At 70.8% G+C, this 26,058-nt stretch carries 31 protein-coding genes and 1 tRNA gene; 23 read left to right on the top strand and 9 right to left on the bottom strand.

Annotation, left to right across the window (positions count from 1 at the left end):
* Nucleotides 1–30 precede the first annotated feature (30 nt).
* From M1L36_RS21550 to M1L36_RS05855, 6 genes are all read left to right on the top strand, one after another.
* On the top strand, nt 31–1,092 hold the full coding sequence (locus M1L36_RS21550) for a DUF4129 domain-containing protein (RefSeq protein ID WP_250872796.1): 1,062 nt from the start codon (nt 31–33) through the stop codon (nt 1,090–1,092).
* Nucleotides 1,089–1,799 (top strand): DUF7269 family protein, encoded by a 711-nt coding sequence (locus tag M1L36_RS05875; protein WP_250872795.1) that lies wholly within the window; start codon nt 1,089–1,091, stop codon nt 1,797–1,799. The genes M1L36_RS21550 and M1L36_RS05875 overlap by 4 nt, the downstream gene beginning before the upstream one ends.
* Nucleotides 1,796–3,190 (top strand): DUF58 domain-containing protein, encoded by a 1,395-nt coding sequence (locus M1L36_RS05870; protein WP_250872794.1) that lies wholly within the window; start codon nt 1,796–1,798, stop codon nt 3,188–3,190. The genes M1L36_RS05875 and M1L36_RS05870 overlap by 4 nt, the downstream gene beginning before the upstream one ends.
* Nucleotides 3,187–4,629: a hypothetical protein gene (locus M1L36_RS05865; RefSeq protein WP_250872793.1), complete on the top strand. Its 1,443-nt coding sequence runs from the start codon at nt 3,187–3,189 to the stop codon at nt 4,627–4,629. The genes M1L36_RS05870 and M1L36_RS05865 overlap by 4 nt, the downstream gene beginning before the upstream one ends.
* A gap of 52 nt (nt 4,630–4,681) precedes the next feature.
* A tRNA-Val gene (locus M1L36_RS05860) sits at nt 4,682–4,755 on the top strand.
* Between the two features lie 373 nt (nt 4,756–5,128).
* The gene (locus M1L36_RS05855) at nt 5,129–5,833 is read left to right on the top strand and encodes an SDR family oxidoreductase (protein WP_250872792.1); all 705 of its coding nucleotides are present in this window, start codon (nt 5,129–5,131) and stop codon (nt 5,831–5,833) included.
* 57 nt (nt 5,834–5,890) lie between these two features.
* Here M1L36_RS05855 and M1L36_RS05850 read toward each other — a convergent pair whose 3' ends face one another.
* Nucleotides 5,891–6,547 carry a CDGSH iron-sulfur domain-containing protein gene (locus M1L36_RS05850; protein WP_250872791.1) on the bottom strand — a complete coding sequence of 219 codons (657 nt, stop codon included), beginning with the start codon at nt 6,545–6,547 and terminating at the stop codon, nt 5,891–5,893.
* Between the two features lie 101 nt (nt 6,548–6,648).
* On the opposite strand from M1L36_RS05850, the gene M1L36_RS05845 reads away from it, so the two are divergent.
* Nucleotides 6,649–7,053 carry a DUF7522 family protein gene (locus M1L36_RS05845; protein ID WP_250872790.1) on the top strand — a complete coding sequence of 135 codons (405 nt, stop codon included), beginning with the start codon at nt 6,649–6,651 and terminating at the stop codon, nt 7,051–7,053.
* A gap of 47 nt (nt 7,054–7,100) precedes the next feature.
* On the opposite strand, the gene M1L36_RS05840 is transcribed toward M1L36_RS05845, so the two are convergent.
* The 3 genes from M1L36_RS05840 to M1L36_RS05830 form a co-directional block, all read right to left on the bottom strand.
* Nucleotides 7,101–7,367: a DUF7553 family protein gene (locus M1L36_RS05840; protein WP_250872789.1), complete on the bottom strand. Its 267-nt coding sequence runs from the start codon at nt 7,365–7,367 to the stop codon at nt 7,101–7,103.
* A 66-nt stretch (nt 7,368–7,433) separates the two neighbouring features.
* Nucleotides 7,434–7,688: a DUF7553 family protein gene (locus tag M1L36_RS05835; RefSeq protein ID WP_250872788.1), complete on the bottom strand. Its 255-nt coding sequence runs from the start codon at nt 7,686–7,688 to the stop codon at nt 7,434–7,436.
* Between the two features lie 75 nt (nt 7,689–7,763).
* Nucleotides 7,764–8,195: a restriction endonuclease gene (locus tag M1L36_RS05830; RefSeq protein ID WP_250872787.1), complete on the bottom strand. Its 432-nt coding sequence runs from the start codon at nt 8,193–8,195 to the stop codon at nt 7,764–7,766.
* A gap of 445 nt (nt 8,196–8,640) precedes the next feature.
* Here M1L36_RS05830 and M1L36_RS05825 point away from each other — a divergent pair, with 445 nt between their 5' ends.
* Nucleotides 8,641–8,907: a hypothetical protein gene (locus tag M1L36_RS05825; protein WP_250872786.1), complete on the top strand. Its 267-nt coding sequence runs from the start codon at nt 8,641–8,643 to the stop codon at nt 8,905–8,907.
* Nucleotides 8,908–9,194: 287 nt separating this feature from the next.
* On the opposite strand, the gene M1L36_RS05820 is transcribed toward M1L36_RS05825, so the two are convergent.
* On the bottom strand, nt 9,195–9,401 hold the full coding sequence (locus M1L36_RS05820) for a hypothetical protein (protein ID WP_250872785.1): 207 nt from the start codon (nt 9,399–9,401) through the stop codon (nt 9,195–9,197).
* Between the two features lie 171 nt (nt 9,402–9,572).
* Here M1L36_RS05820 and M1L36_RS05815 point away from each other — a divergent pair, with 171 nt between their 5' ends.
* Nucleotides 9,573–10,187, top strand: coding sequence for an HAD family hydrolase (locus M1L36_RS05815; protein ID WP_250872784.1), 615 nt, complete (start codon nt 9,573–9,575; stop codon nt 10,185–10,187).
* A gap of 21 nt (nt 10,188–10,208) precedes the next feature.
* Here the strand turns inward: M1L36_RS05815 and thsA are convergent, their stop codons facing one another.
* Nucleotides 10,209–11,804 (bottom strand): thermosome subunit alpha, encoded by a 1,596-nt coding sequence (gene thsA / locus M1L36_RS05810; RefSeq protein WP_250872783.1) that lies wholly within the window; start codon nt 11,802–11,804, stop codon nt 10,209–10,211.
* A gap of 316 nt (nt 11,805–12,120) precedes the next feature.
* On the bottom strand, nt 12,121–12,933 hold the full coding sequence (locus M1L36_RS05805; RefSeq protein ID WP_250872782.1) for a DUF7839 domain-containing protein: 813 nt from the start codon (nt 12,931–12,933) through the stop codon (nt 12,121–12,123).
* A 162-nt stretch (nt 12,934–13,095) separates the two neighbouring features.
* On the opposite strand from M1L36_RS05805, the gene M1L36_RS05800 reads away from it, so the two are divergent.
* Together M1L36_RS05800 and M1L36_RS05795 are read left to right on the top strand one after the other, a co-directional pair.
* Nucleotides 13,096–13,578 (top strand): peroxiredoxin family protein, encoded by a 483-nt coding sequence (locus M1L36_RS05800; RefSeq protein ID WP_250872781.1) that lies wholly within the window; start codon nt 13,096–13,098, stop codon nt 13,576–13,578.
* An 84-nt stretch (nt 13,579–13,662) separates the two neighbouring features.
* A complete protein-coding gene (locus M1L36_RS05795) occupies nt 13,663–13,893 on the top strand; it encodes a hypothetical protein (protein WP_250872780.1) in 231 nt (76 codons plus the stop codon).
* On the opposite strand, the gene M1L36_RS05790 is transcribed toward M1L36_RS05795, so the two are convergent.
* Complete coding sequence (locus M1L36_RS05790) at nt 13,887–14,033, bottom strand: hypothetical protein (RefSeq protein ID WP_250872779.1); 147 nt, start codon at nt 14,031–14,033, stop codon at nt 13,887–13,889. The genes M1L36_RS05795 and M1L36_RS05790 overlap by 7 nt on opposite strands.
* 366 nt (nt 14,034–14,399) lie before the next feature.
* On the opposite strand from M1L36_RS05790, the gene M1L36_RS05785 reads away from it, so the two are divergent.
* The 4 genes from M1L36_RS05785 to M1L36_RS05770 all read left to right on the top strand — a co-directional run bounded on the left by M1L36_RS05785 (nt 14,400) and on the right by M1L36_RS05770 (nt 16,772).
* On the top strand, nt 14,400–15,119 hold the full coding sequence (locus M1L36_RS05785; RefSeq protein WP_250872778.1) for a P-loop NTPase family protein: 720 nt from the start codon (nt 14,400–14,402) through the stop codon (nt 15,117–15,119).
* Nucleotides 15,120–15,167: 48 nt separating this feature from the next.
* Complete coding sequence (gene minD / locus M1L36_RS05780) at nt 15,168–15,935, top strand: cell division ATPase MinD (protein ID WP_250872777.1); 768 nt, start codon at nt 15,168–15,170, stop codon at nt 15,933–15,935.
* Entirely contained in the window at nt 15,932–16,522 is a 591-nt protein-coding gene (locus M1L36_RS05775; RefSeq protein WP_250872776.1) for a DUF8054 family protein, read from the top strand. The genes minD and M1L36_RS05775 overlap by 4 nt, the downstream gene beginning before the upstream one ends.
* A 70-nt stretch (nt 16,523–16,592) precedes the next feature.
* Nucleotides 16,593–16,772, top strand: coding sequence for a hypothetical protein (locus tag M1L36_RS05770; RefSeq protein WP_250872775.1), 180 nt, complete (start codon nt 16,593–16,595; stop codon nt 16,770–16,772).
* A gap of 41 nt (nt 16,773–16,813) precedes the next feature.
* Here the strand turns inward: M1L36_RS05770 and M1L36_RS05765 are convergent, their stop codons facing one another.
* On the bottom strand, nt 16,814–17,035 hold the full coding sequence (locus M1L36_RS05765) for a hypothetical protein (RefSeq protein WP_250872774.1): 222 nt from the start codon (nt 17,033–17,035) through the stop codon (nt 16,814–16,816).
* Between the two features lie 285 nt (nt 17,036–17,320).
* On the opposite strand from M1L36_RS05765, the gene M1L36_RS05760 reads away from it, so the two are divergent.
* From M1L36_RS05760 to M1L36_RS05725, 8 genes are all read left to right on the top strand, one after another.
* The gene (locus M1L36_RS05760) at nt 17,321–17,884 is read left to right on the top strand and encodes a hypothetical protein (protein ID WP_250872773.1); all 564 of its coding nucleotides are present in this window, start codon (nt 17,321–17,323) and stop codon (nt 17,882–17,884) included.
* A 51-nt stretch (nt 17,885–17,935) separates the two neighbouring features.
* The gene (locus M1L36_RS05755) at nt 17,936–18,991 is read left to right on the top strand and encodes a TIGR00341 family protein (RefSeq protein ID WP_250872772.1); all 1,056 of its coding nucleotides are present in this window, start codon (nt 17,936–17,938) and stop codon (nt 18,989–18,991) included.
* Entirely contained in the window at nt 18,988–20,109 is a 1,122-nt protein-coding gene (locus tag M1L36_RS05750) for a DUF7972 family membrane protein (RefSeq protein ID WP_250872771.1), read from the top strand. Before M1L36_RS05755 ends, M1L36_RS05750 begins: the two co-directional genes overlap by 4 nt.
* A gap of 169 nt (nt 20,110–20,278) precedes the next feature.
* Entirely contained in the window at nt 20,279–21,220 is a 942-nt protein-coding gene (locus M1L36_RS05745; protein WP_250872770.1) for a twin-arginine translocation signal domain-containing protein, read from the top strand.
* A gap of 1 nt (nt 21,221) precedes the next feature.
* The gene (locus M1L36_RS05740; protein ID WP_250872769.1) at nt 21,222–22,589 is read left to right on the top strand and encodes a permease; all 1,368 of its coding nucleotides are present in this window, start codon (nt 21,222–21,224) and stop codon (nt 22,587–22,589) included.
* On the top strand, nt 22,586–23,743 hold the full coding sequence (locus tag M1L36_RS05735; RefSeq protein WP_250872768.1) for a hypothetical protein: 1,158 nt from the start codon (nt 22,586–22,588) through the stop codon (nt 23,741–23,743). The genes M1L36_RS05740 and M1L36_RS05735 overlap by 4 nt, the downstream gene beginning before the upstream one ends.
* Nucleotides 23,740–25,335 (top strand): cbb3-type cytochrome c oxidase subunit I, encoded by a 1,596-nt coding sequence (locus M1L36_RS05730; RefSeq protein ID WP_250872767.1) that lies wholly within the window; start codon nt 23,740–23,742, stop codon nt 25,333–25,335. The genes M1L36_RS05735 and M1L36_RS05730 overlap by 4 nt, the downstream gene beginning before the upstream one ends.
* A gap of 271 nt (nt 25,336–25,606) precedes the next feature.
* Entirely contained in the window at nt 25,607–25,999 is a 393-nt protein-coding gene (locus M1L36_RS05725) for a PadR family transcriptional regulator (RefSeq protein ID WP_250872766.1), read from the top strand.
* Nucleotides 26,000–26,058 lie beyond the last annotated feature (59 nt).

The following is a 26,058-nucleotide window of genomic DNA, read 5'->3' as shown; positions in this document are numbered from 1 at the left end:
ATATATTTCCCGGAAAATAAGACCGAAACCGTGTACGCACCCCGCCGCGCAGCCCTCCTCGCGCTGTGTGCTATCGCGGTGATTCTGGCCGCCTCGCTGTTCCCAGCGGTCGGATTCGGCAGTTATCCGTCCGGGTCGTGGACCGGCCCGGCCGGTGACGCGGCCGTGTCCGGACCCGCAGACGGCCAACCCGCGGACGTGGAGGACCCGACCGACGACCCGAACGGACAGAGCGACGAGAACGCCCCCGGCGAACCGACGCCGACACCGACGGCCACGCCGACGGCGACACCGACGGAGACGCCGGCCGCCGCCGACTCCGGCGGTGACAGGCACGACGGGTCGGGCGGGGAGTCGCTGCTCCTCGTGCCCGTCCTCGCCGTCTTCGGCGGCCTGTTCCTGGTGCTCGGACTGAGCCTCAGACGCCTCGGCTACCGGCGGCGCGGGTTCTGGTTCGTCCACCCCTCGCTCCCGGACCTCCCGCCCGCGTTCGTCCGGAACGCGCTCGCGGCCATCCCGCAGGCGACGATGGGGTTCGTCGTCGGCGTGGGGGCGACGCTCCCGCGACTGCTCGACGACACTGCGACGGTGCTCGGTGCGGCCGGGTCGGCCGTCGTCAACGTCGGTCGCGGCGCGGCGCGCGCGATGGCGCTGACGCTCACTGCGGTCCCAACGGCTTTCGCGGCCGGACTGGGGGGTATCGCGACCGGCTTCGGACGCGCGCTCGGCGCGCTGCCGGGGGCGGCCTCCTCGCTCGGCGGTCAGACCATCCGCGACGGTTCGACGACCGACGCGACGACCACGACCGAAGAGGAGTCGCTCGCGGAGGACCTCGGCCCGCTCTCCGTCGAGGAGGCGTGGGCGGAGATGACCGACCGCGTCCCGATACGCAACCGAAACGCCGCCACGCCGGGGCAGTACGCCCGACGAGCGGTCCGTCGCGGCCTCCCCGCTCGGTCGGTCGGCACGCTCACGCGCCTGTTCCGCGAGGTCCGCTACGGCGGCCGGAGCGGCGAGGAGCGGTTCGGCGACGCCCTCGACGCCTACGACGCCCTCGACGAGGACGACGAGGACGGAGGTGACGACGCGTGAGCCTGAGTCGTCGTCTCGGCGCGCTCAGCGCGCTCCTCGACGCCCGGACGGTCCTCACCGCCGTCGCCGTCCTCACGCTCGCACTGGCGGGACTCGTCGTCGTCGCTCCCGACCGGTTCGCCGTGAGTACGAGCCTCGCCGACACCGCTCGCCCGGTCGTCTCCATCGCGGCGGTGTTCGCCGGCGTGCTCGGGCTGCTGTTCGCGCTCCGTCTCACCCCGTCGGGGGTCACCGAGGAACTCGACGTCGAGGACGAGAGCCCGGTCGCCGACCGGGAGGACCCGCTCGGCAACACCATCGACGAGGCGCTCGACGGGTACGCCGACGGCAACACCTGGGAACGGCTCCAGGCCCGACAGATCGTCGTCGGTCGGCTCACCGAGGCGGCGGTGTACGTCCTCACCGAGACCGAGGGTTGGTCGGAGTCGGTCGCCCGCCACCGTGTCGAACACGGGACGTGGACCGACGACCAGGTCACGGCCGCCTTCCTCGCCGCCGACGGCGAGGTGATTCTGCCGCTCCGGACCCGCCTCGAAGAGTGGCTCCGCGGCGAGCGGTTCCCCCGGCACGCTCGGGCGGTCGTCGCCGAACTCGCCGCCCGTTCCGACCGGGTCCGCCCCCCCGAACCGCGTCTCGCCCGGCAGTCGAGTCGCGGCGGTGAGCGGACCGCCCGCGTTCGCATCCGTGCGGACGGAGGTGAGCGATGAGCGCCACCATCGAACGCGAGGGGTCGGCCCCCGAGACGCCCGTCGAGGAGGCGTCGGAGGAGCACGCCACCGACACCGACGGGACCGACCGGAGAGACGCCTCGACCGACCGCGTCGTCGCCTCGCGCGAGGTGGCCGTCGAGACGCGAAACACCGACCGCTGGTCGGCCGGCCTCGCGCTCGCGCTGTTCGCCGGGGCTGCCGGCGTCGGCTTCGGGTTGCCGATGGTGTTCCTCGGGAGCCTCGTCGGTATCGCCTACGCCGCGTACGGCTACGTGACGCGTGCGCCGCCGCTCGACGTGGAGGTCGAGCGGACGGTGTCGGCGGCCGCGCCGTTGCCCGGCGATACCGTCGGCGTCACCCTCGCGGTGACGAACACCGGCGACCGACCGATCGCGGACCTCCGCATCGTCGACGGCGCGCCCGAAGCGCTGCCCGTCGTCGACGGGGAGCGACGCGCCTGCGTCAGTCTGCGCGCCGAGGAGACGACCGTCCTCACCTACGAACTGGAGGCACAGCGCGGTGACTACGCCTTCTCCGGGCCACGACTCGTCGCCCGCAACGCCAGCGGCACGGTCCGTCGGGAGGTCGCGGCCGCCGTCTCGACGGCGCTGCACGTCGACACGTCGCTCGACGCGCCCGCGCTCCACGGTCGGACGCTGCCGTACCCCGGCCAGACCGTCACCGACGACGGCGGCGAGGGCGTCGAGTTCTACAGCACGCGTCAGTACGCTCGCGGCGACCCGATGAGCCGCATCGACTGGAAGCGCTACGCGCGGACGAACGAACTGTCGACCATCTCGTTCCGCGAGGAGGAGGCGACGAGCGTCGTCCTCGTCGTCGACGACCGGGACGTCGCCCGGGTCGCTCGCGAGCCGGAGGGGGAGACCGGCGCGGCGCTCGCGCGTCACGCGGCCGGTCGCCTCGCCGACGCCCTGCTCGACGAGAACGACCGCGTCGGCGTCGCCTCGCTCGGGACGGGGAGCTACGCGAAACCCGCGACCGGTCGCGAACAGCGTGCCCGCCTCACCCGGTTCCTGAGCGACCCCGCGGCGCTGGCTCACCGGTCGGGCATCCTCCGGAACGTCTGTCGTAACGGTGTCGACCGACTCTGTGGGCACCTCGACGACCGCTCGCGCGTCGTCGTCTGTACCCCTCTGACCGACGACCGGGCCGTCGAGATGGTGAAGACGCTCGCCGCCCGCGGTCACGCGGTGACGGTCGTCACGCCGGACATGACCCCGGAGACGACCGGTGGGGACATCGCCCGTATCGCCCGTTCGAAGCGCGTCGACGCGCTTCGACAGGCGGGCGTCCGTCTCGTCGAGTGGACGCCCGACGACGCGCTCGCGATTGCGATGGCCCGCGCCCAACGGCGGTGGTCGGCGTGAGCGTCGACCGTGGCCGACCCAACCGCTTCGGGTCGCGTCTCACGCTCGCGGTCGCGGCGCTGCTCGCGGTCGGTCTGGGGTCCGCCGTCGGGGTCGGACTGCAGGCGGTACTCGCCGTCGTCGGCGCGTTCGGCCTCTCGTGGGGGCTGTGGAGCGCCACCGCCGCTCCCCGCCGTCGCGCGCTGGTGAGCGTCGCGTCGGTCTGCGGTCTCGGGATGCTCGCGCTGGGCGTCGGCTACACGCACCCGCCCGGCCAGACGGCGGTCGTCGCCGCTGGCGGACTCGCGGTCGTGACGCTGGGCGTCTCGCTCGCACCCCGTCCGGCTACCGACGCTCGGTTCGGGGCCGTCCTCCAGACGTCGGTGCTGACACTCGTCGTCGTCGCCTGTCTGTCGCTGCTCGCGCGGCCGGCGACGGTCCGGTTCACCCGTGACCTGCTCGTCGGACTGTTCGACATCGTCACGACGACGGTGTTCGTCGCGCTGGTCGCCATCGAACTCGTCGCGCTCGCGCTGTTGGTGTTGCTGCCTCCGACGATGCGGGTGCTCGACGGCTGGCTCCCGAACCGCGACGCCGTCCCGCCGCGTCACCTCGCGTCGACCGGGCTGTCCTTCGAGGATATCCGGGCGGCTCCGCGGTGGCTCGCTATCGTCTTCGTCGGTCAGCTCTACCTCGTGTTGCTCGCGCCCAGACTGCTCGACTGGGTGGTCGACCAGCTGTCGGTGCTCGGCACCGCCCTCTCGCTGGTACTCCAGTCCGGCGCGGTGTTCGCACTCCTGTTCGGTGCGTGCCTGCTCTGCTCGTTCGTCCTCGCCGGCCGCGCGCTCCAGCGGTTCGTCGTCGGGGTCGCCGGCGAGGACCCGACCGGGACGGCCGCCGACGCTGCGGGTGCGGTCGTCGCCCCCGTCGTCGGTGGTGTCTTGCTCTACTTACTCCCGTCGTCGACGACCGCTCCCGTCGTCCCGCTGGCCAACGGGTTCGGGACGATCGGGCTGGTGGCCGTCGCACTCGTCATCGCCCTGCTCGGCGTGTTCGTCGCCTGGGACGTCCTCGTCGTCAGCGCCGGTCCGGGGGGTCCGCCGCTGGTGTCGGGCTACAGCGTCGCCGCGGGCCTCCTCGGCGTCGCGGTGCTGTTCGCCGCCGACCTCGGGGCTGCCGCGTTCGTCGTGTTCGTCGGGTTCGTCGGCGTCGTGCTCGTCTGGGACGGCGGCGAGTACGCGACGACGCTCGGTCGCGAACTGCCGACCGCGGACGGCCGCGAGGGCGTGCTCGCCCACGGCACCGCCAGCGCCCTCGTCGGCGTCGGTGCGGTGGTCGTCGCGATGCTCACCGCCTACGTCGTCGGTCCTGCCGCGACGATTCCGGCCGACGCGGGGACCGTCGCGCTGGCACTGGCGCTCGTGGCCATCGTCGCGCTCGTCGTGGCCGAAACGCGCTGAGTCGCGGCTGTTGTCGCAAGCGTTATTCGCCAGCGTCGGAATGTGAGCACGAGGGCTCGTGGTCTAGTCGGTTATGACGCGGCCTTTACAAGGCTGAGGTCGGTGGTTCGAATCCGCCCGAGCCCACTTCTGCCGCCACGACACGACGAGCGAAGCGAAAAGTCGTGGCGGCAGAATGGGCGACAGGATTCGAAGCAGGGAGCGACGCGAGCGGAGCGACCGAGGTTCGAATCCGCCCGAGCCCACGAAACCGTGCGAGCGACAGTGAGCGCGGGTTTCTGAACCGAGACGGATTCCGAACGAGACGAGACGCAGCGCGAGCAGTCGCGAGCGACCGTCTCGGCGTGGTTCGAATCCGCCCGAGCCCATGTGAGCGTCCCGAGCGATAGCGAGGGACCGAACGGTTACACGAGGGCGTTTTGCGACCATCTCACGTTCCGAACGTCTCTACGAGGGTCCGACCCCGAAGCTACATTCGTCCGCTCGCCCGTTCTCGGTCATGAGCACCGAGCAGGTCGCCATCGTCACGGCGGCAGGGCGCGGTATCGGGGAAGCGTGTGCGCGTCGACTCGCCGGGGACGGCTTCGTCCCGGTGTTGCTGTCGAAGTCGGGGGCCGCGGTGGACGTCGCCGAGGACCTCGGCGGCGTCGGCTTCGAGGGGTCGGTGACCGACCCCGACGACCTCGCGGCGCTGGTCGAGGCGGCCCACGAGCGCTACGGGCGTATCGACGCCGTCGTGAACAACACGGGCCACCCGGCGACGGGCGACCTCCTCGACATCGACGACGCGGCGTGGCACGAGGGGCTCGACCTCGTCCTCCTCAACGTCGTCAGGATGGCACGGCTGGTGACGCCCATCATGCGCGAGCAGGGTGGCGGTGCGTTCGTCAACGTCTCGACGTTCTCGGCGTACGAACCGAGCGCCGAGTTCCCCGTCTCGTCGGTGTTGCGCGCCGGGCTGGGCGGGTTCACGAAGCTGTACGCCGACCGCTACGCCGGAGCGGGAATCCGGATGAACGCCGTCCTACCGGGGTTCGTCGACAGCTACGAGGTCGACGAGGCGACCCGCGAGCGCATCCCGATGGGCCGGCCGGCGACCACCGACGAGATAGCGGCGACCGTCGCCTACCTCCTCTCGCCGGCGGCGAGCTATCTCACCGGGCAGAACCTGCGGGTCGACGGTGGGTTGACCGACGGCGTCTGACCCCCGACAGCCGACCTCGACTGCTGAGCGGGGGTCGACCGACGTGTCTCGACGGGGTCAGTCCTCGCTCTCGAAGCCGATCTTCGCGTGCGTCCCGTCGCAGAACGGCTTGTTCGACGAACCACCGCAGCGACAGAGCGTGTCCCCCGAGCGGGTTCGAGCGCCGCGCTCGCTCCCTTCGAGCGTGTAGCTGCCGGTGACCCGCAACGGGCCGTTTCGCGTCGGTGTGACGGTGAGTCGCCCGGTCGGGTCGGCGTCGTCGTCCGGGCCGCTGCCGTCGGCCGGGACCGTCCCGGGAGCGGTGAACACGCGGTGGTGGCTCCCGTCACACAGCGGTTTGTTCGCCGAGACGCCACAGCGACAGAGTGCGACGCGGGTGTCCGCGAGCAGGTCCTCGCCGTCGGGTGATTCGAGGTGGACGTCGCCGTGGAGGTACAGCGGGCCGGCGGTGTCGACGGTGACGGTGGCGGCGTCGGGGACGGCCTCGGCGGGTCCGCCGTCGGTTCGCTCGTAGTGAAGCGCGCCGGTCGGGCAGCGTTCGATCACCTCGGTCACCGCGTCGGTGGCCGCCTCGTCGGGGCGAATCCAGGGTCGTCGGTCGGCGTCGAACACGTTCGGCAGACCCTTCACGCACTCTCGGACGTGGATACAGCGTTTCACGTCGTAGGTGACTTCGACGTCCGCCCCGTGGTACGTGTGAACGGCTCGCTCCATAGCGGGGGGAGGCGACGGGTCGGAATCACTGTTCCGCCGGGTGCGCGACCGAACGGACCGGCAGCGGCGAGTTGATATCTGAGCGTGTCTATAGTTGCCACATGGCAATGAACGTCTCGAACGAACTGAGCGACGGCCTCGTGAGCACCGCACGGGCGGGTATCGGCGACACCCTCCGGAGCGTCGTCTACTTCACTCCCGAGACGTTCGAGGTGCTCTACGTCCGGAAGGACCTCTACGACGACGCGGCGGCGGCGCGGGCGGCGAAGGGTGCGCTCGTCGACGTCGAACGGTCGGGGTTCGTCGACGGGCCGGCGTACGCGGCGCTCGCACCCGACGAGGCCGGCCCCCGGTTCGGCGAGTACGAGTTCACGCTCCGGGTGTTCCGCGAGGGGTTCGTCGGTCGGGTCGTCGTCGACGATCACGGCGTGCTGGTGACGACCGACGAGGTGGACGTCGGCGGGTTCGAGGAGGTGGCGGTGACGTTCCGAAAACTGCTGGCGTAGGCGGTGCGGTGGCCGGGGAGGTGCGTGCTGGCGACCCGCCTCGTCCGTCAGATGCCGCCGACGGTGCTCCGGTACTGTTCGACGTGGTCGAGCGCGGTGCGGACGTGTTCGGACGCCTCGTCGTCTTCGGCCGACAGTTCACGCAGGACGTTCATGTGGCGGTCGAGTCGGCCCTGGTCGGGGCCGCGGTCGCGTTCGGCGAGGCTCGTGAGCGCGTCGGCCTGTCCCTCGATTCGCTCGCGGCGCTCGCCGTCGGCGTGTGTCGCGGCCGTCTCGAGGTGGTCGGCGGCCGTGACGAGTTCGGTTCGTGTCATGGCGGCACTACGTCTGCCACGAGCAAAACCCTGCGGGGGGACGCACGCGTCCGTCGCGTCTCGCGGTCACCGGTTCGTTCGGACCTCCTCGACGTGTGCGAGCGCTCGCTCGACGTGTTGGCTGCCGTCCCCGGCGTCGGGGAGGAGTCCTCGGAGCGTCTCGATGCGGTCGTCGAGACCCTCCAGCGGGACCTCCTCGGCGACCGAGAGCTTCGTCAGCGCGATGACCTCGCCGTGGAGTCGACGTTCGACGGCCCCCTCGACCCACCGCGACGCGACGACCAGTTCCCGACCCGCCTCCTTGAGTTCGATTCGGTCCATCGTCCGTCACTCTCCGTCGCGAACGAAAAGCGTAATGCAGTATGTTAGCACATATCGTCTCTCGTGGATGGGCGGTCAGGGTGGAGAGAGGTCGGTGTCTCGCAGTCGGCTCTGGAGTTCCTGGCCGTCGACGAGTCGTACCTTCGTCTCACCGGCCGCGTCGTGAGCGTCCTCGGGGACGTCGTCGGGGTGGACCAGCGCCGCCCGGTCCGCACCGTTCATGCCGCGAGCGTAGTCGAGTCGGTCGACGCTCCCCGGTGTCACGGACGCGCCGGCGGTCGTCACCGTGACCACGGTGGTCCGTGTCGAGCGCAGCAGTCGTGACTTCCGGGCGACGATTGCGACGTCGCCCTCGGCGTTCGGTGCGGCCCACTCGACGTCGTACCCTTCGGCGTCGTAGAGGTCGAACACCACGTCCTCCAGCGTCGCTCGGTCGAGCGCCCGCAGGTCCGCGGCGAGCCACCCCCGTCGTCCCCCATCCGTCCGCACGTCGCTCCCCTCTGCCATGTGTTGACGCATCGGAGCCAGCGGCATAAACATTTCTCTGAACGTGAACGTTCGTCCCGTCCGTCAGGTGTGTGGGTTCGTGACAGACCTACACAATTATTAAGGGGGTGCCGTCGAAAGCGGGAGGTACGCAACCCAACACGGTGCACATCCGATGAAATCTCATCTCGTTTACGCGTTCGCTGGGGTCACCAGCGACGCGTACAGCGAGAGCGGGATGGTCGGCAACCGTGGTTGCACTCGGTCCACCCCGTTCGCGTAGATCCGGACGGCACTTCCCGTCCGGCCGTGCGTCGGAAGGGGGTGCGACCGAGTGGCCGTTTCTCTCTCCCGACTCATCCGCCGGACGGAGTGTCGACTTCGCTGACACTCCGGTGCGTGAACGGTGGACCGCGTCCGCGTGGACGTGGCCACACGACGGGTTCGACTCCCGGCGGACGTCTCCATGTCGATGGAACTCGCGGTCACGAGAGTGGCCGTCAAACTGTGGGTACCCCGCGGTGCCGCTGGCGACCTGGCCGGCGGTGCCCGCGCGGTGCTCGAAGACGCACAGGCAGTCGACCGCATCGAGACGCTCGACGTGACGGGCTTTCGCCCCACGGCGACGGACATCCGCGTCGACCTCGACGCGCGCGTCGTGCTCGCCCCCGAGGCGGACGTCGCCGCCATCGGCGACGCGTTCGGGGTGCTCGACGCCGAGGTAGACGCGTGAATCGCTCCCGGCGGCCGGCGAACGCTTCTCGAACCGTGGTGCCCGCGTGTTCGGGTGTCGGTTCGACTCCGACCGAGAAGCCTCCACACCCGCGAACCGTGCGGGACCGGAGGTCTCGCTGGAAACCGGCGTTCACGAGGGCGACGCTCTCGTGAGCTAACGAGACGCTTTGCGTCTCGTGAACGACGAATCCCCGGTGACGCCAGCGACCGCGAGTGGCGGCGCTCGCCGTGAGATGTCGAAGCGGAGAACGGTCGGCGAGACGTTCGTCGACTCGGGGGGCCGTCTCAGTGGACGTCCGGAACCAGCGGCGCGTCGGTCACCGGGGCGCGGAGGCCGCCGTCGGCTTTGGGCACCTTCCGGCCGAGGGTCGACCCGGTGTCTGTTGGCAGTCGCGGAACGAGCGGCGCGATGTCGTCGGTCGGTCGTCGCTGGTCGGTCATGGTAGGGTGGACGGGCACGCCGTCCTCGCTCGACACGACGGTCTCTTTCATCATAAACGTTCATGATGGTGCAGCATCCGCCCCTCGGCCCCGGCTATCACCGGGTCGGGGGTTACTCTCGGGACTCACAGCGCTGGACACCGTTCTCGACTGCCTCGCCGTCGCCTCCCGGCCGGTTCGTCGACCGTACCGTTCATGACGCATCGCTCCGACCAGCGAGCGATGGCCGTCTCGTTCGACCTGTTCGGTACGCTCGTCTCGGCGGCCCTGCCCGCCGACCCGGCCACAGCGGTCGCCGACGAACTCGCGGCCCGGAACGTCGAGGTCCCCGACGACTGGGGGCGTGCCTACGCGGAGTCGTACGTCGACGCACCCGAGGGTGCAGCGGTGCCACTGCCGGCGCACGTCGCCAGAGCGCTCGCCTCGCTCGGGGTCGACGCCCCCGCGAACGCCCCTCGACGGGCCGTCGTCGCGGCGTTCGACCCCGCCGTCGAGACCCACCCCGGTGCGGTCGAGGCGGTTCGCGCCGCGAGCGAGCGCGGCCCGGTCGCGCTCTGTTCGAACTGTGCGGTACCGGAGCTCGTCGGCCGGACGCTCGTGCGCTCGGGCCTCTCGCGCGACGACTTCGACGTCATCGTGACGAGCGTCGCCTGTGGCTGGCGAAAGCCCCACCCACAAGTCTTCGAGACGACGGCCGACCGACTCGGGGTCGCGCCCGATACGCTCGTCCACGTCGGCGACGACCCCGAGACCGACGGCGGCGTCGCGGCCGTCGGCGGGGAGTTCGTCGACGTCCGCGAGACGTCGCTCGAAGCGGTCGCTCGTCGATTCGAATAAGAGAAAACCGCCGACGGGGACTTAGAAGTCCATCTCGTCGAACTCGCCGCCCTTCTTCAGGTCGCCCGCGGCGACGACGTCGTCGATGCGGAGCAAGAGTTCGACGGCCTCGGTCGCGCTCTCGATAGCCTGGAGTTTGACGCGGACTGGCTCGACGACGTGCTGGGCCATCATGTCCGCCGTCGCGCCCGTGTAGACGTCGAGGCCGACGTTCGCGTCGCCCGCCTCGTGGCGCGCGCGGAGGTCGACCAGCGAGTCGATGGGGTCGAGCCCCGCGTTCTCGGCGAGGGTGCGGGGGACGATTTCGAGTGCGCCCGCGAACGCTTCGACCGCCAGTTGCTCGCGACCGGAGACGGAGTCCGCGAAGTCGCGCAGTTGGCGCGCGAGTTCGATCTCGGGAGCCCCGCCGCCGGCGAGCACGCGTCCGTCCAGAGCGGTGACGCGGACGACGCCGAGGGCGTCCTCGACCGCACGTTCGACCTCGCTGACGACGTGCTCGGTGCCGCCGCGCAGGACGAGGGTGACGGCCTTCGCGTCGGGGCAGTCCTCGACGAAGATGCGGGTCTCGTCGCCCATCTCCCGCTGTTCGACGAGGCCGGCGTCGCCGAGCGCCGATTCGAGGTCCTCGAACTCGCTGGTGATGGTCGCGCCGGTCGCGCGGGCGAGCGCCCGCACGTCGGACTTCTTGGCGCGCTTGACCGCCAGCACGCCCGCCTTCGAGAGGTAGTGGACCGCGAGGTCGTCGATGGCCTTCTGGCAGACGACGACGGTCGCGCCGGAGTCGACGATGGTGTCGACCATCTCGCGAATCTCGGCCTCCTCGCGGGCGAGGAACCCTTCGAGTTGCGCGGGTGACGTGATGTCGAGGGAGGCGTCGATGTCGGTCTCGCGGACCTCGATGGGCGCGTCGAACAGCAGCACCTTCGCGTCGGTGACGCGCTTGGGCATGTTCTCGTGGGCGCGCTCCTTGTCCATCACGACGCCGCGGACGAGGTGGGAGTCGGCGACGGAGCCACCGACGATGGGTTCGACGACGACGTCGTCGAGGTCGATACCGTCCTCGCTCTCGACGGTGCTGACCGCCTCGACGACCAGGTCGGCGAGCAGGTCGCGCGAGGACTCCGCACCCTTGCCGGTCATCGCGGTGATGGCGATCTCGCGCAGGGCGTCCTCGCCCTCGACCTCGGTCGCGAGCGATTCGAGGACGTCGCGGGCCTCGGCGGCGGCGAAGCGGTAGCCGTTGGCGACGACGGTGGGGTGGACGTCGTTCTCCAGCAGGTCCTCGGCACGGGCGAGCAGTTCGCCCGCGAGGATGACCGCCGTCGTCGTGCCGTCGCCGGTCTCGTCCTCTTGCGTCTGGGCGACCTCGACGATCATCTGGGCGGCGGGGTGGTCGACGTCCATCTCGTCGAGGATGGTGACGCCGTCGTTCGTGATGACGACGTTGCCCATCGTGTCGACGAGCATCTTGTCCATCCCCTTCGGACCGAGGGTGGTCCGGACCGCCTCGGCGACCGCTCGCCCGGCGACGATGTTCATCGACTGGGCGTCGCGCCCGGAGGTGCGTCGGCTTCCTTCGCTCAGAATGTAGATTGGTTGGCTACCAACGTATGCCATAATCAGCGCCCTGTTAGGGCGGCCGAGGAGATAAACATAGATTGAGTGACAGTAGTTCGCCTGCCTGTCCGTGTCTCACCCCCTGAGTCACCACCCAATCGGTGCATACTGATACCCCGAGTCGAAGGTGAAGACGCGGTCCCCCGACCGCCGAACCGGCCACCGCCGCTGGTCCCCAACCCAGGTGGCGGCGGCCGCTTCTCCCGTCGATACACGTGGAGCGACGCCCGGTCCCCGCTGGTCGCCGCTCGGTTCCTCCACGACTCTCGCTCGGTCTCTCGCGATTCTCGCTCGCTTCGCTCGCTCCGAATCGCGCCTACCTTGCATCCACCAGTTCGTACCCCACCGACCCCTCGCGCAACCGGTCGGTGTGCGTCGCGAGTTCGCGCGGCCCGACGAGCAACAGCACCGACAGGCCGCGCGTCGCCGCCTCCTGGACGGCCTGTGGGGTCCCGAAGCGCACGTCGGGGTCGCGGTCGACACGTCGCGCGGCCGCCAGCGCCTCGACGCCCGCCGTCGCCAGCAGGTCGTGGTCGGCGGCGAGCGTCGCCACCTCCTCGGCCGACACTGCGCGGCTCCCGCCCTCGCGGACGTCCGGGAGGACGACGACCGTCACCGCGCCCGTCTCGTAGTCGAGCAGGCCGTCGAACTCCGCGACACCGACGTCCTCGCCCGCCTCGGCGGCGGTGAGCGCGCGGGCGGTCGCGCCGCCGTCCTCGCTCCCCGAACCGGGGGCCGCGTGGAGGACGCCCTCGTGCATCCGGAGGCTGACGGTGTCGCCGGGTGCGAGCGTGTCGTCGGCCAGTGCGGTGTCGGCGTCGACCTGGCCGACGACCTCCTCGGTGACGAACTCCGTGAACTCCCGGAGGTCGTCGGTTCGGGAGATGAGCCAGTCGACGCCCTCCTTCGTGACCTCGTAGCGCCCGCGACCGTGTTTCTCGACGTGGCCGCCCTCGACGAGTTCCCGCACGTACTCGCTGACCGCCTGGGCGGTGACGCCGACGGCCTCGGCGATCTCCTGTTGACTCACCGCCGGTTGGCGGGCCGCGATGGCGACGAGTATCTGATAGCGCGAGGCGTCGCGTTTGTTCCGCAACACCGCGACGTCGCGTCCGTCCGTGCCGTTCATAACTCCACGTTGGTGGCGGACGCGCAAGAGCGTTGCCACCGTACTTGTCGTCACGGGCAAGCAGAGTTGGGTTCGAACGCTCACTTGAACGTCGGGCCGGTGTGTACGGCGTCGACCAGACCCCCTCGGGGGCTTTACTCGACCCGCGAGTACGGTGGGGTGATGTCACTGCAAGGAGAGCAGGCACCGGGGTTCAGTCTCGAAACGACGACCGGCGAGGAGCGGTCGCTGGCCGACGCCGTCGAGGACGGGCCGGCGGTCGTCCTCGTCAACCGCGGTCACTGGTGTTCGTTCTGTGCCGAACAGCTACAGACGTTCAGCGAGGTCGAGTACGACCTCTGGTTCAACGACGACGTCACCGTCCTCCCCATCGTCACCGACCCGGTCGGCGACCTCGTCGAGATGCGCGACCGCTACGACCTCTCGCTGCAACTGCTCGCGGACCCCGACGGCGAGGTCACCGAGCAGTACAGCGGCACCGAACAGACGAGCCACGGGCTGACGGGTATCGCGGCGACGTACGTCGTCGACGAGGACGGCGTGGTCCAGTACGAACAGGTCGCCGACCACCCCGGCGACCGGACGTACGGCAACTGGGTCCGCTACTTCGTCCGCAACGGCTACCAGGACCCGTTCTCGGGCTGACGCGAGGAGCCTTCAACCACCGACGGTTCCGGCAGCACCGCCCGACTGCTCGCCCGTCATCCGTCCACCACCCCTCCTCTTCGTATGGAGTTCGATGGCCTCGGCGTCGGCGGCGTCTTCTCGCTGTTCGGCGTCCTGCCCCACGGTGTGTTCCTCGCCATCTGGGCGGCGACCCAGCAGGCGTTGTTCTTCGGTCCCCCGTTCAACGGGGTCCTGTTCGTCCTCTCGGTGGTCGGCGTCGTCGCCTTCGGCTGGGGCGGCGACTGGGCGGCCCCCGACGGCTCCTCGAAACCTCCCGGGCGCGAGGTTCAGTAGTAGTAGACGTCGATGCGGTGGCCGCAGTCGTCACAGGCGACGCTCCGGCCGTGGAGGGTGTCCCCCTCGCCGCTCTCGTCTGGTTCGGCGACGACCGCTGTCGAACACGTCGGACAGTCCACGCGAACGCTGACGGACATATCGCTCGACTACGACGATTTACCGCTTAGTTACACGACACCTACGGCGTCGTGACACTCCTCCCGACCGACGGCTGTCTCGGGCGACACGCGTTAACACGACACTACGACTCGCTTGGGTCGCGCTACTGTCTCGTTCCCGGCCGGTCGGTCGACCGATGACGGGCGCGTGACCACCGTCAGACGGTAGGACAGAAGACTCATTACCCGCGCGAAAGCCCACTCTGACGGGCGAGTGTCACACTGCGCCCGTTCGTGCGGCCATCCCGGCCGTTCTCCCCTTCCGTCGCGCCTCCGAGCGGCCGGACCGATCCGCGGTCGCCCGGTGGGCCAACCGTTATCACGCCGAACGTGGTGGCTGGGTGTATGTCTCGAACGGTGCTGTTCGCGGGGACGACGCGCGACGCCGGTGTCTCGACGCTCGTCTCGGCGCTGTGTCGTCGCTTCGCCGACCACGACCGAGCGGTCGCCCCGTTCGCCGCCGTCGCGACTGCCCCCGTCGGCGCGACGGTCGCCCCTACCGTCCGGACCCACGCGCTCGCCGCCCGGGTCGACCCCGAAGCGACGTTCTCGCCGGTGTTGCGCGACCCCGAGGGTGTCCTGTCGGTCGAGGGGACGGCCGTCGGGTCGCCCGAGGGGTTCTACGACGAGCGCTGGGGACGCGCCCGTGCGGCCGCCGAGCGCGCTCACACCAGCCTCACCGAGCGCTACGACCTGTTGGTCGCGGCCAGCACCGACCCGCTCTCGGAGGGCGTCGCCGACGGCCCGCCGCTCGGGTCGACCGAACTCGTCCGGTTCGCCGACGCCGACGTGGTGCTCGTCGCCGACGCGAGCGACGGCGGCGCGTTCGCCTCGCTGGTCGGCACGCTCGAACTGCTCCCCGACGACCTCCGCGAGCGCGTTCGCGGATGTGTCCTCACGCGCGTCCGTGAGGCGGACGCGGACGCCCTCGCCAGCACCGTCGGGACGTTCGAGGCCCGAACCGAACTGCCGATCTGTGGGCTGCTCCCCGACCTCGGGTCGGACACCGTCGCCGAGGCTGCCCGGCGCGTCGACACGGCCGTGACGCTCCCGTTCGCCCCCTGAGCGCGAGATTCCGAGAACTTATCAGTCGGAAGGAACCAGTGCCGGTGAATGGTCGAGGCGTTCGCCGTCGCCTCCGGGAAGGGAGGCACGGGCAAGACGACGAGCACGCTCGCACTGGGGATGGCCCTCGCCGAGGAACACGACGTGACGGTCGTCGACGCCGACACCGGGATGGCGAACCTGCTGTTCCACGCCGGTCTCGCCGAGGTCGACGTGACGCTCCACGACGTGCTCGCGGGCGACGCACCGACCGACGCCGCGGCGTACGAGCGCTTCGGGATGCGCGTCGTCCCGTGTGGGACGAGCCTCGCGGGCTTTCGCGACGCCGACCCCGAGCGCCTGCGGTCGGTCGTCGCGGACCTCGCCCGCGACACCGACGTACTCCTCCTCGACTCGCCGGCCGCCCTCGGGTCGAAGAGCGCGATCCTCCCCGTGGTGCTCGCCGACCGCGTCGTCGTCGTCCTCAACCCGACGGTGCCCTCGCTGTCGGACGCGCTGAAGGTCCAGGAGTACGCCCGCTCGTACGGCACCGACACCGCCGGCGTGCTGTTCAACCGCGTGCGCGACGACGGGGCCATCGACCGCGTCGCCGAGCAGGCAGAGCGCTACTTCGACGGCCCGACGCTCGGGACGGTCCCGGAGTCCGACGCGGTCCAGTCGGGCCGGCAGGCCGGAGAACCGCTGCTCGCCCACGCTCCCGACAGTCCGGCCGCGCGGGCGTACCGCGAGGCGGCCGCGACCCTGGAGGTACGCTCGGGGGCCGCCGAGGACGTCGCCGCGCGCTTCCGGAGTGCGGTCGTCCCCGACCCGCCATGAGCGTCGGGCCGACCGGCCGACTGGCGGTCCCGCACGGCACGCTCGTCCACTCGCGAGTCGTCGAGAGCGTCGCCGTCGCGTTCCGCGAGGCGCTCGACCGCTCGCTGACGGGCTACGCCGTCCTCACGCCACAGGCCGCGCTGTTGCTCGAAGAGGCCGCGGGCGTGTTCACCTTCGAGGGGGGAGTTCCGGTGCTCGCCTACGACGTCGCCAGCGACGCGGGCGGGACGGACGCGCTGACGGCGTTCCCCGCCGGCGGTCCGTGTCGCGCCGAACTGTACGAACTGCCCGCCGACGCGCTCGACGCGGTCCACGAGACCGACGAGCTACGCGTTCCGCCGGGTGCACCCGCCGACCACCTCACCGGGGACACCGCGCTCGCCGACCGGTGTCGCGAGCGCGCCCCTGCCGACCGACGCGACGCGGAGGAGTCCGACCCGCTGGCGGCGTTCCTCGCCGACGAAGACCGTATCGCGGCCATCCAGGAGGAGGCGCAGGCCGAGGCCGCCCGACGCGCCGAGGAGTGGGGGCTGGACGACCACCTCGACGCCGACGACTCGGGCACCGAGGCGACCGACCGTCGGTGACCTGCCGGTCGTTCAGCGTTGCTGACTGGTCGGTGACAGGTTTTTCGGGCTGGACCACGCACAGTCGAGTATGCGATACCGTGCCATCATGCCCGACGGCGACATCGAGTGTGCGTCGTACGACCGGACGGAGAACGGCGTCGACTGTTTCCGGGAGGACGGCGAGTTCGTCGCGTTCGTCCCGTACAGTTCGCTCGTCGCGTTGCTCGACGAAGAGACGCTGACCCACGACGACCGCTCCATCGTCTGAGCGGCGCGCACGGGTCGGCCGGACCACGACGAGACGGTCGGTCAGTCGACGACGAGGTACGTCCGCCCGGGGCGGCGTTCGAGTCCGACGGCGTCGGTGCCGACCGCGTCACGCGCGTACGCCGCGACGGTCGCCGCGCTGACGTCCGAGACGTCCACGTACCGGCGGCGCACCGTGCGACCGGTGCCGTCCGTCGCTGGCACGTCCTCGCCGTCGGTCTCGGTCGGTCGCTCGGAGCGCGTGCGAATCGTGTCGATGGTCATGACTCCTCGATTCTACGCTCGGGACTTAGTGCTCCGCCGTGCGCGTAGTGAAAGTGAAACTGAGAGACGACGCCCGTGACTTTCGGTGCTGAACGTCCGCCAACGGGCACGACGAGCGCCGTCGCTGGAACTGGAGCGCCGAACGGCCTTCTGATTGCCCGAGTGACTTTATTTCTCTACTATCTAGTGTATTTTTAACTAATGCTGTCGTATCGAAAAGACGAGTGCAGGTGACGGCGACGCGGTGGTCGCGGATGACCCGTCACCCACCACCCAGCAGTAGCTATGATTGGAACCGACGCGTTCTGTCCGAAAAGCGGTGCATCGCTCACCGACGAGCGCCACTACGACGCTCGCGGCCGAGGGTTGCGAGCGGTCAGCGACGACGACGTGGCGCGCGCGGCCGGCACGACGGGTGAACTCACCGGCGGCGCGGTTCGCTCGTCTCGCTCGGCCATCGTCGCGTACTTCCGCCGGAGTCACGCCAGACACCACCCCGTCGACACCGACCTGTACGGGACGGCGGCGCTGGTCGTCTACCGACTGTTCCGCGCTCGCGACACTCAACCACTCGACACCGTCGTCTGGTACGCGCTCGAACGGCGACTTGCCGCACTCGGTCACGACACCGAGTGGATGCACGCCCACGCCGAACTGCGGTGTCCGGCGTGCGACGGTCGCCTCCGCTACGAGCGCATCGGCGACGAGATAACCGCACGCTGCGGCGTGCGCTGCTCGCCCGAGGGCGACGCCGCCCTCGAAACGATTCGGAACGACGTCGTCACGCTGTACGGCGACGCGTTCCCCGACGCCGACTCCCTCGCTGACGACGCGGTCCTCCACCTCTGAGCCCCACATGACTCGACGATACGACCCTCCCCACCAGCCCCTGCTGACGCCATGAGCGGCGCGCTCTCCCGCGAGGACATCCGCGTGGTGCAGGTGCTCGCGCTCTCGCCCGACTCCTGTCAGCGCGTCCGTGAACTGCTCGACGACGACCACCTCGACTACGCCGTCGCCGGCGACCCGAACGGGGCCTCGGCCCCGGCCATCGTCTCGGTGCCCGTCCCGGCGCGCTCGGTCGAACACCTCCAGGAGCGTCTCGCCGACGTCGGCGACGACCTCTACACGATGGTGCTCGCGCCCGAGGCGGTGCTCTCCTCGCGCTTCGAGGAGGACCCCTACGACGAGGTCGTCGGTCGAAACTACCGCGGCGTCTCCCGCGGCGAACTCCGCTCGACGGCCGACGACCTGCTCCCCTCGTTCGGTATCCACGTCCTCCTGACGGTCGTCTCGGCGGTCGTCGCCGTCGCGGGCGTGCTGCTGGAGTCGCTCGCGGTCCTCGTCGGCGCGATGGTCATCGCCCCACTCATCGGCCCGCCGATGGTCGCCGGGGTCGCCACCGTCGTCGACGACACCTCCCTGTTCCGCCGGAGCCTGGTCCGCCAGATCGGCGGCCTCGCCACCGGCGCGCTCACCGCGGTCGTGACCGCCTTCGGCCTGAAGTTCCTCGGGATGAGCGGGCCGACGCTCGCTGCCCTCGAAAACATCTCGAACCACGTCGAACCGAGCCTCCTCCTCGTCGTCGTCGCGATGGGCGCGGGCATCGCAGGTGCGGTCGGCCTCTCGACCGACGACACCCTCGACCTCGTCGGCGTCATGATAGCGGCGGCGGTCGTCCCGCCGCTGGGCGTCATCGGCGTCGGCGCGGCGTGGGGCTACCCCGTCGCCGCGTTCGGCGCGGGGGCCGTCGTCCTCGTCAACGTCGTCGCCGTCAACATCGCCGCCATCCTCACGCTGTGGTGGCTCGGCTACCACCCCGCCGAGTGGGCCGCCCTCCGACGGGCGCGTTCGACGCTGCTCGTCCGCGTGCTCGTCCTCGCGGTCGTCGCCCTCTCGCTGGTGGTCGTCCTCGGCGGTCTCGCCGACGGCACCTTCCCCGGGTGGTGGCCGTGAACCAGCGCGCGCTCGCGTGGCTCCGCAAGGGGTTCCTGCTCAGCACGCGCATCCTCTGGGTCGTCAGCCGCGTCGCCGTGATGGGCGTGCTGTTCGTCGGTACGTTCCTCGTCGACCCGAAACGTCGGACGAAGTTCCAGCGGTGGTTCCTGCTGGAGGGCGACCGGATGCGCATCGCCGGCTGGATGGTCGGCATCGTCTCCGTGGCGGCGTTCTTCCTCGGCGCGTTCGGCGTCGTCGGCATCGAGGACCACGGCTTCGTCACCTCGATGTTCGGCGGCGTCATCTCCGGGCTGTTCTCGTTCGTCCCCATCGTCGTCGCGGTGAACCAGCTCACCGTCTCACAGCTGTTCGGCTCGCCCGAACAGCTCAGACAGGAGATCCGCAGCGTCCGGACGTTCCGCACGGGTATCGAAGAACAGCTGCCAAACGAGGCCGTCGCGCCGACCGAACCCGCCGCGTTCCTCTCGGGCATCGTCGGCCTCGTCCTCGACCGCGCCTACGAGTTGCAGGCCGTCGTCGGGCGCGCGGCCGGCACCGGCGACCGTGCCCGCGACTGCAGGTCGGACATCGAGACGTACATCGAGACCGTCGAGGCCCAGTCCGAGGAGATCGAAGAACAGCTCGACGGCACCCACCAGCGACTCATCGAGGTGCTGTTGCCGATGATGGGCGACAGCTACTCCCGGAACGTCACCGACGCCCGTCGGCTGGGGGCCGTCCACGAGGAGGTGCTCTCCTCGCGGGCGCGGGAACTGCTCGACGACCTCCGCGAACTGTTCGTCTCGATGGACGTGCTGCGCCAGTACTTCAAGGCGCTGTACGTCCAGCAGGAACTCGCGAACCTCTCGCGGCTCATCGCCTACAGCGGTATCGCGTCGTTCCTGACGAGCGTGTTCCTCATCCTGCTGTTCGCCCGCGGGACGCCGCTGATGGGTCCGGTGTTCCTCGAGGTGCTCGTCAGCGTCTCGCTGGGCATCGCGTTCGCCCCGTTCGCCATCCTCGTCTCCTACATCGTCCGCATCGCCACCATCGTCAAGCGCACCACCGCTCCCGGCGCGTTCACCCCGCTCCGTGAGACCCCCGACTACCGCGAGATAGACCGCTCGTACGACTGATGACGATTCCACACCGACCCACCGTCCCGAGTCGCATCGCCCCTCGACTAGCCACCGCCACGCGGCCCGCGACCAGCGTTCGACCCGCGGACGCGGTCGGCACGCCGGTCGGCGACGTCCCGACGCCACCGCGGTCTCACCGCCCGTGGCCGGGGAGGCTCGTCCGAACATGACGACGACACGACGCGGTTTCCTCGCCGGCTGTGGCGGGGTCCTCGCCGCCCTCGCCGGCTGTTCGAGCGACTCGTCGACGCCCCAGCGCGGGTGGGTCACCGTCGACTCGCCGACCGGGGCAGCCCTCGCAGACGTCGTCATGACCGCCGACGGTCCCGTCGCGGTCGGCGAGGGTGGCGTCGTCGTCCACCGTGCCGACGGGGCGGACTGGGCGGTCGTCGACGAGGACGGCCCCGCCGACGCCTCGAACGGGCTGGTCGCGGTCGCCGCCACCGACGACGGTGCGCACGTCTGGTTCGTCGGTTCCTCGGGAGCCATCGGTCGCCTCCGGGTCGCGACGGGCGACGTGAAGGACTACTCAGCGCCGGCCGGCCGGACCTCCAGCTGGGAGGCCGTCACCGTCGTCGGCGCGGCCGGCAGCGAGCGCGTCTACGTCGCCAACGGGTCGGGCGAACTGCTCGTCGCCCAACTCCGCGGCACCGAACCGACGTGGGAGGGCCCCTCGAAACCGACCGGCGGCAACAACGCCGTCGCGATGGACGACGCCGACGGCGTCGTCTTCCTCGCTAGCCAGAACGCCGTCGCTCGCCGTGCGAACGGCCAGTGGAACCGCATCGACGCGCCGAGCGCCTCCATCACCGACGTCTCGGCGCTGTCGGCGTCGGTGCTCAACGCCACCACCGACGCCGGGACGGTCGTCTCCTACAACGGCCACAACTGGCTCCAGGCGGTGCAGGCCGAGAACCCGCTGACCGCCGTCGACCGCGTCGACGACCGCGGCCTCGCCGTGGGGGACAGCGCCGTGTTCATCCTCACCGGTGGGCAGTGGCGAAACGACGACGGGCCCGACGCCTCGCTCCGGGGCGTCGCGCTCGGTACCGCCCGATTCGCCGACGTCGCCGTCGGCTCCGAGGGCACCATCGCGGAGCGGTTCTGAGATGAACTGGTTCCTCGACTCGCTCGCCGCCGCGCTCTCGCTCGTCGCCGAGATGACGTGGGACACGTGGTGGGCGCTCGTCCTCGGGTTCACCGTCTCGGGCGCGGTCCACGCGTTCGTCTCCGAAGAGCGCATGTCCGCGACCCTGGGCGACGACGGCTGGCGCGAGGTGGGCCTCGCCACCGGCTTCGGTGCGGCCTCCTCCTCGTGTTCGTACTCCGCGGTCGCGACGGCCAAGACCGTCTTCTCGAAGGGCGCGTCGCTGGCCGCGACGCTCGCGTACATGTTCGCCGCGACGGACCTCGTCGTCGAACTCGGCCTCGTGCTGTGGGTGTTGCTCGGCTGGCAGTTCGTCGTCGGCGAGTTCCTCGGCGGCGTCGTCGCCGTCGCCGTCGTCACCGTCGTCGCCCGCCGGGTCCCTTCGCGGTGGGTCGAAGCCGCCCGCGAACGGGTCCTCCGCACCCGCGAGGCGACCTGCCCGACCTGCGGGATGAGCGTCGACGCCAGCGAGGCGTCGACCGACCAGACCATCGAGACGCCCGGCGGCACCGAGTACTTCTGCTGTCCGGGCTGTCTCGCCTCCTACGAGGCGTCTGTCGAGAACCCGCGTGGCGGCCTCACGACGCTCGGTGGCTGGAAGCGCGCCGCGAGTTCGACCGTCGGCGACTGGGAGATGCTCTGGGACGACATCGCACTCGGGTTCCTGCTGGCGGGGCTCGTCGGCGGGTTCGTCCCGACGAGCTGGTGGACCACGCTGTTCGGCGCGGGGACCGGGTTCGAGGGCGTCGTCTACACCGCCGCGCTCGCGACACTGCTCGGCGCGCTCTCGTTCATGTGTTCGGTCGGGAACATCCCGTTCGCGCTCGTGCTCTGGCAGAACGGGCTGCCGTTCGGCGCGGTGCTGTCGTTCGTCTACGCCGACCTGCTCATCCCGCCACTGCTCGGCATCTACCGCCGCTCGTACGGCACGCTGATGGGCGTCGTGATCACGCTGTCGCTCGCGCTGGCGGCCGTCGTCGCGGGTGTCGTGATTCACTACGTCGCCGTCGCCGGCGGCCTCGTCCCGACCGGCGACGTCGGCGGCACCGTCGACCACGGCTACACGCTCGTGCTCAACGGCGTGCTCACGCCCGTCTTCCTCGCGCAACTCGTGCTCGTCTACGGCGTCGACGGCCTCCGCGAGCGCGTGGTGGGGAAGGCTCGCGCCGTCCACGCGACGACGCTCGGCGCACACGGGACGCTCGCCGCGGTCCGTTCCTCGCGCTCGCTCGCGCCAGTCGCCGCCGCCGTCCGACGACGCGCCGACCGGCGGTACCGACACATCAGGAATCGCTTCCGGGACCGTCTCCGGGGTGAGTCGGAGTCGTGACCCTGCTCTCGACTGCGCGGTCGGTCGCCGTCCGCGTCCGGCCGTACCTCCCGGCCGAACGCGTCGTCGTCGCCCGCGCGTTCGACTGCGCGCTCGGGGCCGCGGCGTGGTTCGTCCCGGCGTGGCTGCTCACCGTCGGGACGCCGCTACCCGTCATCGGTGTGTTCGGCGGTCTGTGGCTCGTCCTCGGCCGCCCGGAACACGGTCGACGACTCCTCGCGGCGGCGGGACTCGACGCGACGGCGGTCCGGCACGCGCTAGCGGTCGCCGGCGTCACCGTTTGGACACTCGCACCCATCGTCGCCCCGCTCTCGGGGGTGCCGGTGTGGGCGTGGTTCTACCTCGGCGTGCTCGGCATCGCGCCCTACGGTGGTCGAGGGTCGCGCCCCGACGCGCTCACCGTGTTGCTGGGGTCGGCGCTCGGACCGCTCCTCGCGCTGGTCGCGCTCACGCCGCTGCTCGCGGCGGGCGGCCTCGTCGCCGGGCTCCAGACCGTCTTCGCTATTACGGCCGCGCTCGGCGTGCTCTCGCTGTCGCTCGGGGTTCCCCGCCGTCCGCTCGCCGTCCCGACGCTCTCGCTGGCCGCGCTCACCGAACGCGTCGAGCGCCTCTCGCGGGCCGACCGTCGCCTCCTGCTGGCCGACGGCTGGACGCGTGGCGGCCTCGCGCTCGTCGGCCCGGTGTTCGTCGCGTTCAGCATCCAGCGCCTCGGCGACGGGATGGGCGAGGGGGCCGCGGTCGTCGCGGCCTGTCTCGCGCTCGGCGTCGTCGCCGCCGCCACGGTCCACCGCCTCCTCCCCCGACTCCGAGCGGCGAGCGTCTGGACGCCCCCGACGCTCGCGGTAGGTGGTCTCGTCGTCTCGACGACCGCTCCGCTGGCGGTCCTCCTCGCGCCCGCGACGCCGCTCGCGTTCGCCGGGACGTTCCTCGCGGTCGGCGTGGGACAGGCCGGTTGGACCGTGCTCGCCGACGAGGTGGACGCCGTCCTCGGCGACCACCACGCCACCTACCGAGCGGCCCGTGCGGTCGGCCTCGCGCTCGCGGCGTCGGTCGGCGGCGTCCTGTTCGCCGTCGACCCGGCGGTCGCGTTCGTGCTGGCGAGTGCGGCGGGCGTCGTCGGCACGGGCAACTACCTCCGGCGGGTGGCAGCGTGAGCGGCCCCGCAGTCGAGTACCTCACCGCCAGACTCCGGGGTGCGTTCGCGACACTGCTCCGTGCTCTCGCGACCGCCGGCCGCGCTCTCGACCCGCTCGCCATCGACCACCTCACCGTCGCGCGCCTCTACGTCGTGTTCGGCACCGTCGCCGGCCTGTGGGGGGCGACCGACGCGATGGCGCTGCGCGCGGAGGCGCTGACGCCCGGTCCGGGCATCTGGCCCGCCGAGACCTACGCCGGGTTCTTCACGACCCACGGCGTGACGATGCTGTTCTTCTTCGCGACGCCGGTGTCGTTCGGTCTCGCGAGCGCGGTCCTCCCCCGACTCGTCGGTAGCGACCGCATGGCGTTCCCGCGGCTCCACGCGCTCGGGTTCTGGCTGCTCCCGCCCGGGCTGCTCGTCGCGCGTGCCCCCGCCCTGCTCGACCTGCTCGCCGACGTCGGCCTGCTGGGCTTCCGGGTCCGCCCGCCCGTGGTGGGGTGGACGCTCTACACCCCGCTGTCGGTCCAGGCGGGCACCGGCGTCGACCTCCTGCTCGTCGGCCTCTCGCTGGCGAGTCTCTCCTCCATCCTCGGCGCGATGGTCGTGTTCGTGACCGTGTTCGAAGAGCGGACCGTCCCGTGGGCGCGTCTCGACCTGTTCACGTGGTCGATGCTCGTCGCCTCCGTGCTGGTGCTGTTCGCCTTCCCCGTCCTGGAGAGCGCCATCGTCGTCCTCCTCTCCGACCGGATGCTCGGGACGGGCCACTTCGCCCCGCCGGGCGGACCGATGGCGTTCCAGCACCTGTTCTGGTTCTTCGGCCACCCCGAGGTGTACGTCCTCGTCCTCCCGTCGATGGGGGTCCTGAGCTACGTCATGCCGCGGTTCGCGGGTCGGCGGCTGTTCGGCGAGCGCGCGGTCGTCTACTCGACGCTCGCGCTCGGCGTGCTCAGTTTCGGCGTCTGGGGTCACCACATGTTCGTCACCGGCGTCGACCCGCGAGTCACCGCGTCGTTCATGGCCGTCACGCTCGCCGTCGCCCTCCCCTCGGCCATCAAGACGTTCGCGTGGCTGACGACGCTGTGGAACGGCGCGATTCGGCTCGAACCCCCGATGCTGTTCTGCCTCGGGGCGGTGGCGTGGTTCGTCGTCGGCGGCGTCACGGGCGTCCTGCTGGCGTCGATTCCCGTCGACGTCGTCTACCACGGGACGTACTACGTCGTCGCGCACTTCCACTTCATGCTCGTCGGGATGGTCGCGTTCGGCCTGTTCGCCGGCGGCTACTACTGGTTCCCGCTGCTGACGGGCCGCAAGATCGACGCTCGACTCGCCAGAGCGCACTTCTGGCTCTCGATGCTCGGCGTGAAGGTGACCTTCGGCGCGCTGCTCGCGCTGGGTCTCGACGGCCTCCCGCGCCGGATGGCGACCTACCCGGTCCGGTTCGCGCCGATGCAGACCGTCGCCACGCTGGGCGCGTTCGTCCTCGGCGTCGCCCAACTCGTGTTCGTCTGGGCGGTCGTGCGCGCCCTCCTCGTCGGCGACCCCGCCGGCGACGACCCCTGGGACCTCCGTGACCGGGCCGTCGAGGCCCGCGAGTGGTCCTCGCGCTGAGTCCCCGCTGACGCCCCTGTTCGGCGCTCCATCTCACACCCTCGCTGTCGCACGGTCCTACCCTCTCGTCGGTCCCCGCTGTCGCTACCCTCCGGTGCTGTCGGTTCCTCGCTGTCGCCTCCCTTTCGCGCGCTCGCGGCTCGTCCCACTCGCCGCTCGTGTTTCCGAGGCCTCCCTACGGTCGGCCTCGCTCACTCCGAATCACGCTGGTCAGGCCAGTTCCGGGTTCGACTCCCGGGCGTGACCTCGGCGGGCAACCGCCACACCTGTGATGTCTGTGAACCACTCGACTCCGACCGCTGAATCGCCAACCGACCGCTCCCCGTCGCCCATCGCCCGACTCACCGGGTTCCAGCGCGACCTGCTGTTCGTCGTCGCCAGCCTCGAAGGCACCGTGCCGACCGGCGTCACCATCCAGGAGGAGCTGTCCGACCAGCGCGGCGACCGCGTCAACCACGGCCGCCTCTACGGCAACCTGCGCGACCTCGTCGACGCCGACCTCGTCGAGAAGCGCCCCGTCGACGGCCGGACGAACACCTACCGCATCACCGAGAGCGCCCGCGACGCGCTCCAGGCCCACTGCAACTGGGAGGCGCTCTGCCTCGGCTTCGAGTCGGTGACCGACGAGGCGGCCGACGACGCCGACACCGAGGAGGACTACTGATGTCCGCGTGCTGTGACACCTGCCTCTGCGTCGACCGTGGCTGTGCGGACTGCACAGCC

The sequence above is a fragment of the Halomarina rubra genome (assembly GCF_023699475.1).
In the GTDB taxonomy this organism is placed as follows: Archaea; Halobacteriota; Halobacteria; order Halobacteriales; family Haloarculaceae; genus Halomarina; species Halomarina rubra.
Note: the sequence above shows the minus strand (reverse complement) of the source record. Positions and strands in the feature narration are given on the sequence as shown.

Bases quoted from the DNA above. Each gene is read 5' to 3' on its own strand.
- M1L36_RS05870 (WP_250872794.1), top strand. From the start codon at position 1,796: ATGAGCGCCACCATCGAACGCGAGGGGTCGGCCCCCGAGACGCCCGTC.
- M1L36_RS05855 (WP_250872792.1), top strand. From the start codon at position 5,129: ATGAGCACCGAGCAGGTCGCCATCGTCACGGCGGCAGGGCGCGGTATC.
- M1L36_RS05850 (WP_250872791.1), bottom strand. From the start codon at position 6,547: ATGGAGCGAGCCGTTCACACGTACCACGGGGCGGACGTCGAAGTCACC.
- M1L36_RS05845 (WP_250872790.1), top strand. From the start codon at position 6,649: ATGGCAATGAACGTCTCGAACGAACTGAGCGACGGCCTCGTGAGCACC.
- M1L36_RS05840 (WP_250872789.1), bottom strand. From the start codon at position 7,367: ATGACACGAACCGAACTCGTCACGGCCGCCGACCACCTCGAGACGGCC.
- M1L36_RS05835 (WP_250872788.1), bottom strand. From the start codon at position 7,688: ATGGACCGAATCGAACTCAAGGAGGCGGGTCGGGAACTGGTCGTCGCG.
- M1L36_RS05830 (WP_250872787.1), bottom strand. From the start codon at position 8,195: ATGGCAGAGGGGAGCGACGTGCGGACGGATGGGGGACGACGGGGGTGG.
- M1L36_RS05825 (WP_250872786.1), top strand. From the start codon at position 8,641: ATGTCGATGGAACTCGCGGTCACGAGAGTGGCCGTCAAACTGTGGGTA.
- M1L36_RS05820 (WP_250872785.1), bottom strand. From the start codon at position 9,401: ATGAAAGAGACCGTCGTGTCGAGCGAGGACGGCGTGCCCGTCCACCCT.
- M1L36_RS05815 (WP_250872784.1), top strand. From the start codon at position 9,573: ATGGCCGTCTCGTTCGACCTGTTCGGTACGCTCGTCTCGGCGGCCCTG.
- thsA (WP_250872783.1), bottom strand. From the start codon at position 11,804: ATGGCATACGTTGGTAGCCAACCAATCTACATTCTGAGCGAAGGAAGC.
- M1L36_RS05805 (WP_250872782.1), bottom strand. From the start codon at position 12,933: ATGAACGGCACGGACGGACGCGACGTCGCGGTGTTGCGGAACAAACGC.
- M1L36_RS05800 (WP_250872781.1), top strand. From the start codon at position 13,096: ATGTCACTGCAAGGAGAGCAGGCACCGGGGTTCAGTCTCGAAACGACG.
- M1L36_RS05795 (WP_250872780.1), top strand. From the start codon at position 13,663: ATGGAGTTCGATGGCCTCGGCGTCGGCGGCGTCTTCTCGCTGTTCGGC.
- M1L36_RS05790 (WP_250872779.1), bottom strand. From the start codon at position 14,033: ATGTCCGTCAGCGTTCGCGTGGACTGTCCGACGTGTTCGACAGCGGTC.
- M1L36_RS05785 (WP_250872778.1), top strand. From the start codon at position 14,400: ATGTCTCGAACGGTGCTGTTCGCGGGGACGACGCGCGACGCCGGTGTC.
- minD (WP_250872777.1), top strand. From the start codon at position 15,168: ATGGTCGAGGCGTTCGCCGTCGCCTCCGGGAAGGGAGGCACGGGCAAG.
- M1L36_RS05775 (WP_250872776.1), top strand. From the start codon at position 15,932: ATGAGCGTCGGGCCGACCGGCCGACTGGCGGTCCCGCACGGCACGCTC.
- M1L36_RS05770 (WP_250872775.1), top strand. From the start codon at position 16,593: ATGCGATACCGTGCCATCATGCCCGACGGCGACATCGAGTGTGCGTCG.
- M1L36_RS05765 (WP_250872774.1), bottom strand. From the start codon at position 17,035: ATGACCATCGACACGATTCGCACGCGCTCCGAGCGACCGACCGAGACC.
- M1L36_RS05760 (WP_250872773.1), top strand. From the start codon at position 17,321: ATGATTGGAACCGACGCGTTCTGTCCGAAAAGCGGTGCATCGCTCACC.
- M1L36_RS05755 (WP_250872772.1), top strand. From the start codon at position 17,936: ATGAGCGGCGCGCTCTCCCGCGAGGACATCCGCGTGGTGCAGGTGCTC.
- M1L36_RS05745 (WP_250872770.1), top strand. From the start codon at position 20,279: ATGACGACGACACGACGCGGTTTCCTCGCCGGCTGTGGCGGGGTCCTC.
- M1L36_RS05740 (WP_250872769.1), top strand. From the start codon at position 21,222: ATGAACTGGTTCCTCGACTCGCTCGCCGCCGCGCTCTCGCTCGTCGCC.
- M1L36_RS05725 (WP_250872766.1), top strand. From the start codon at position 25,607: ATGTCTGTGAACCACTCGACTCCGACCGCTGAATCGCCAACCGACCGC.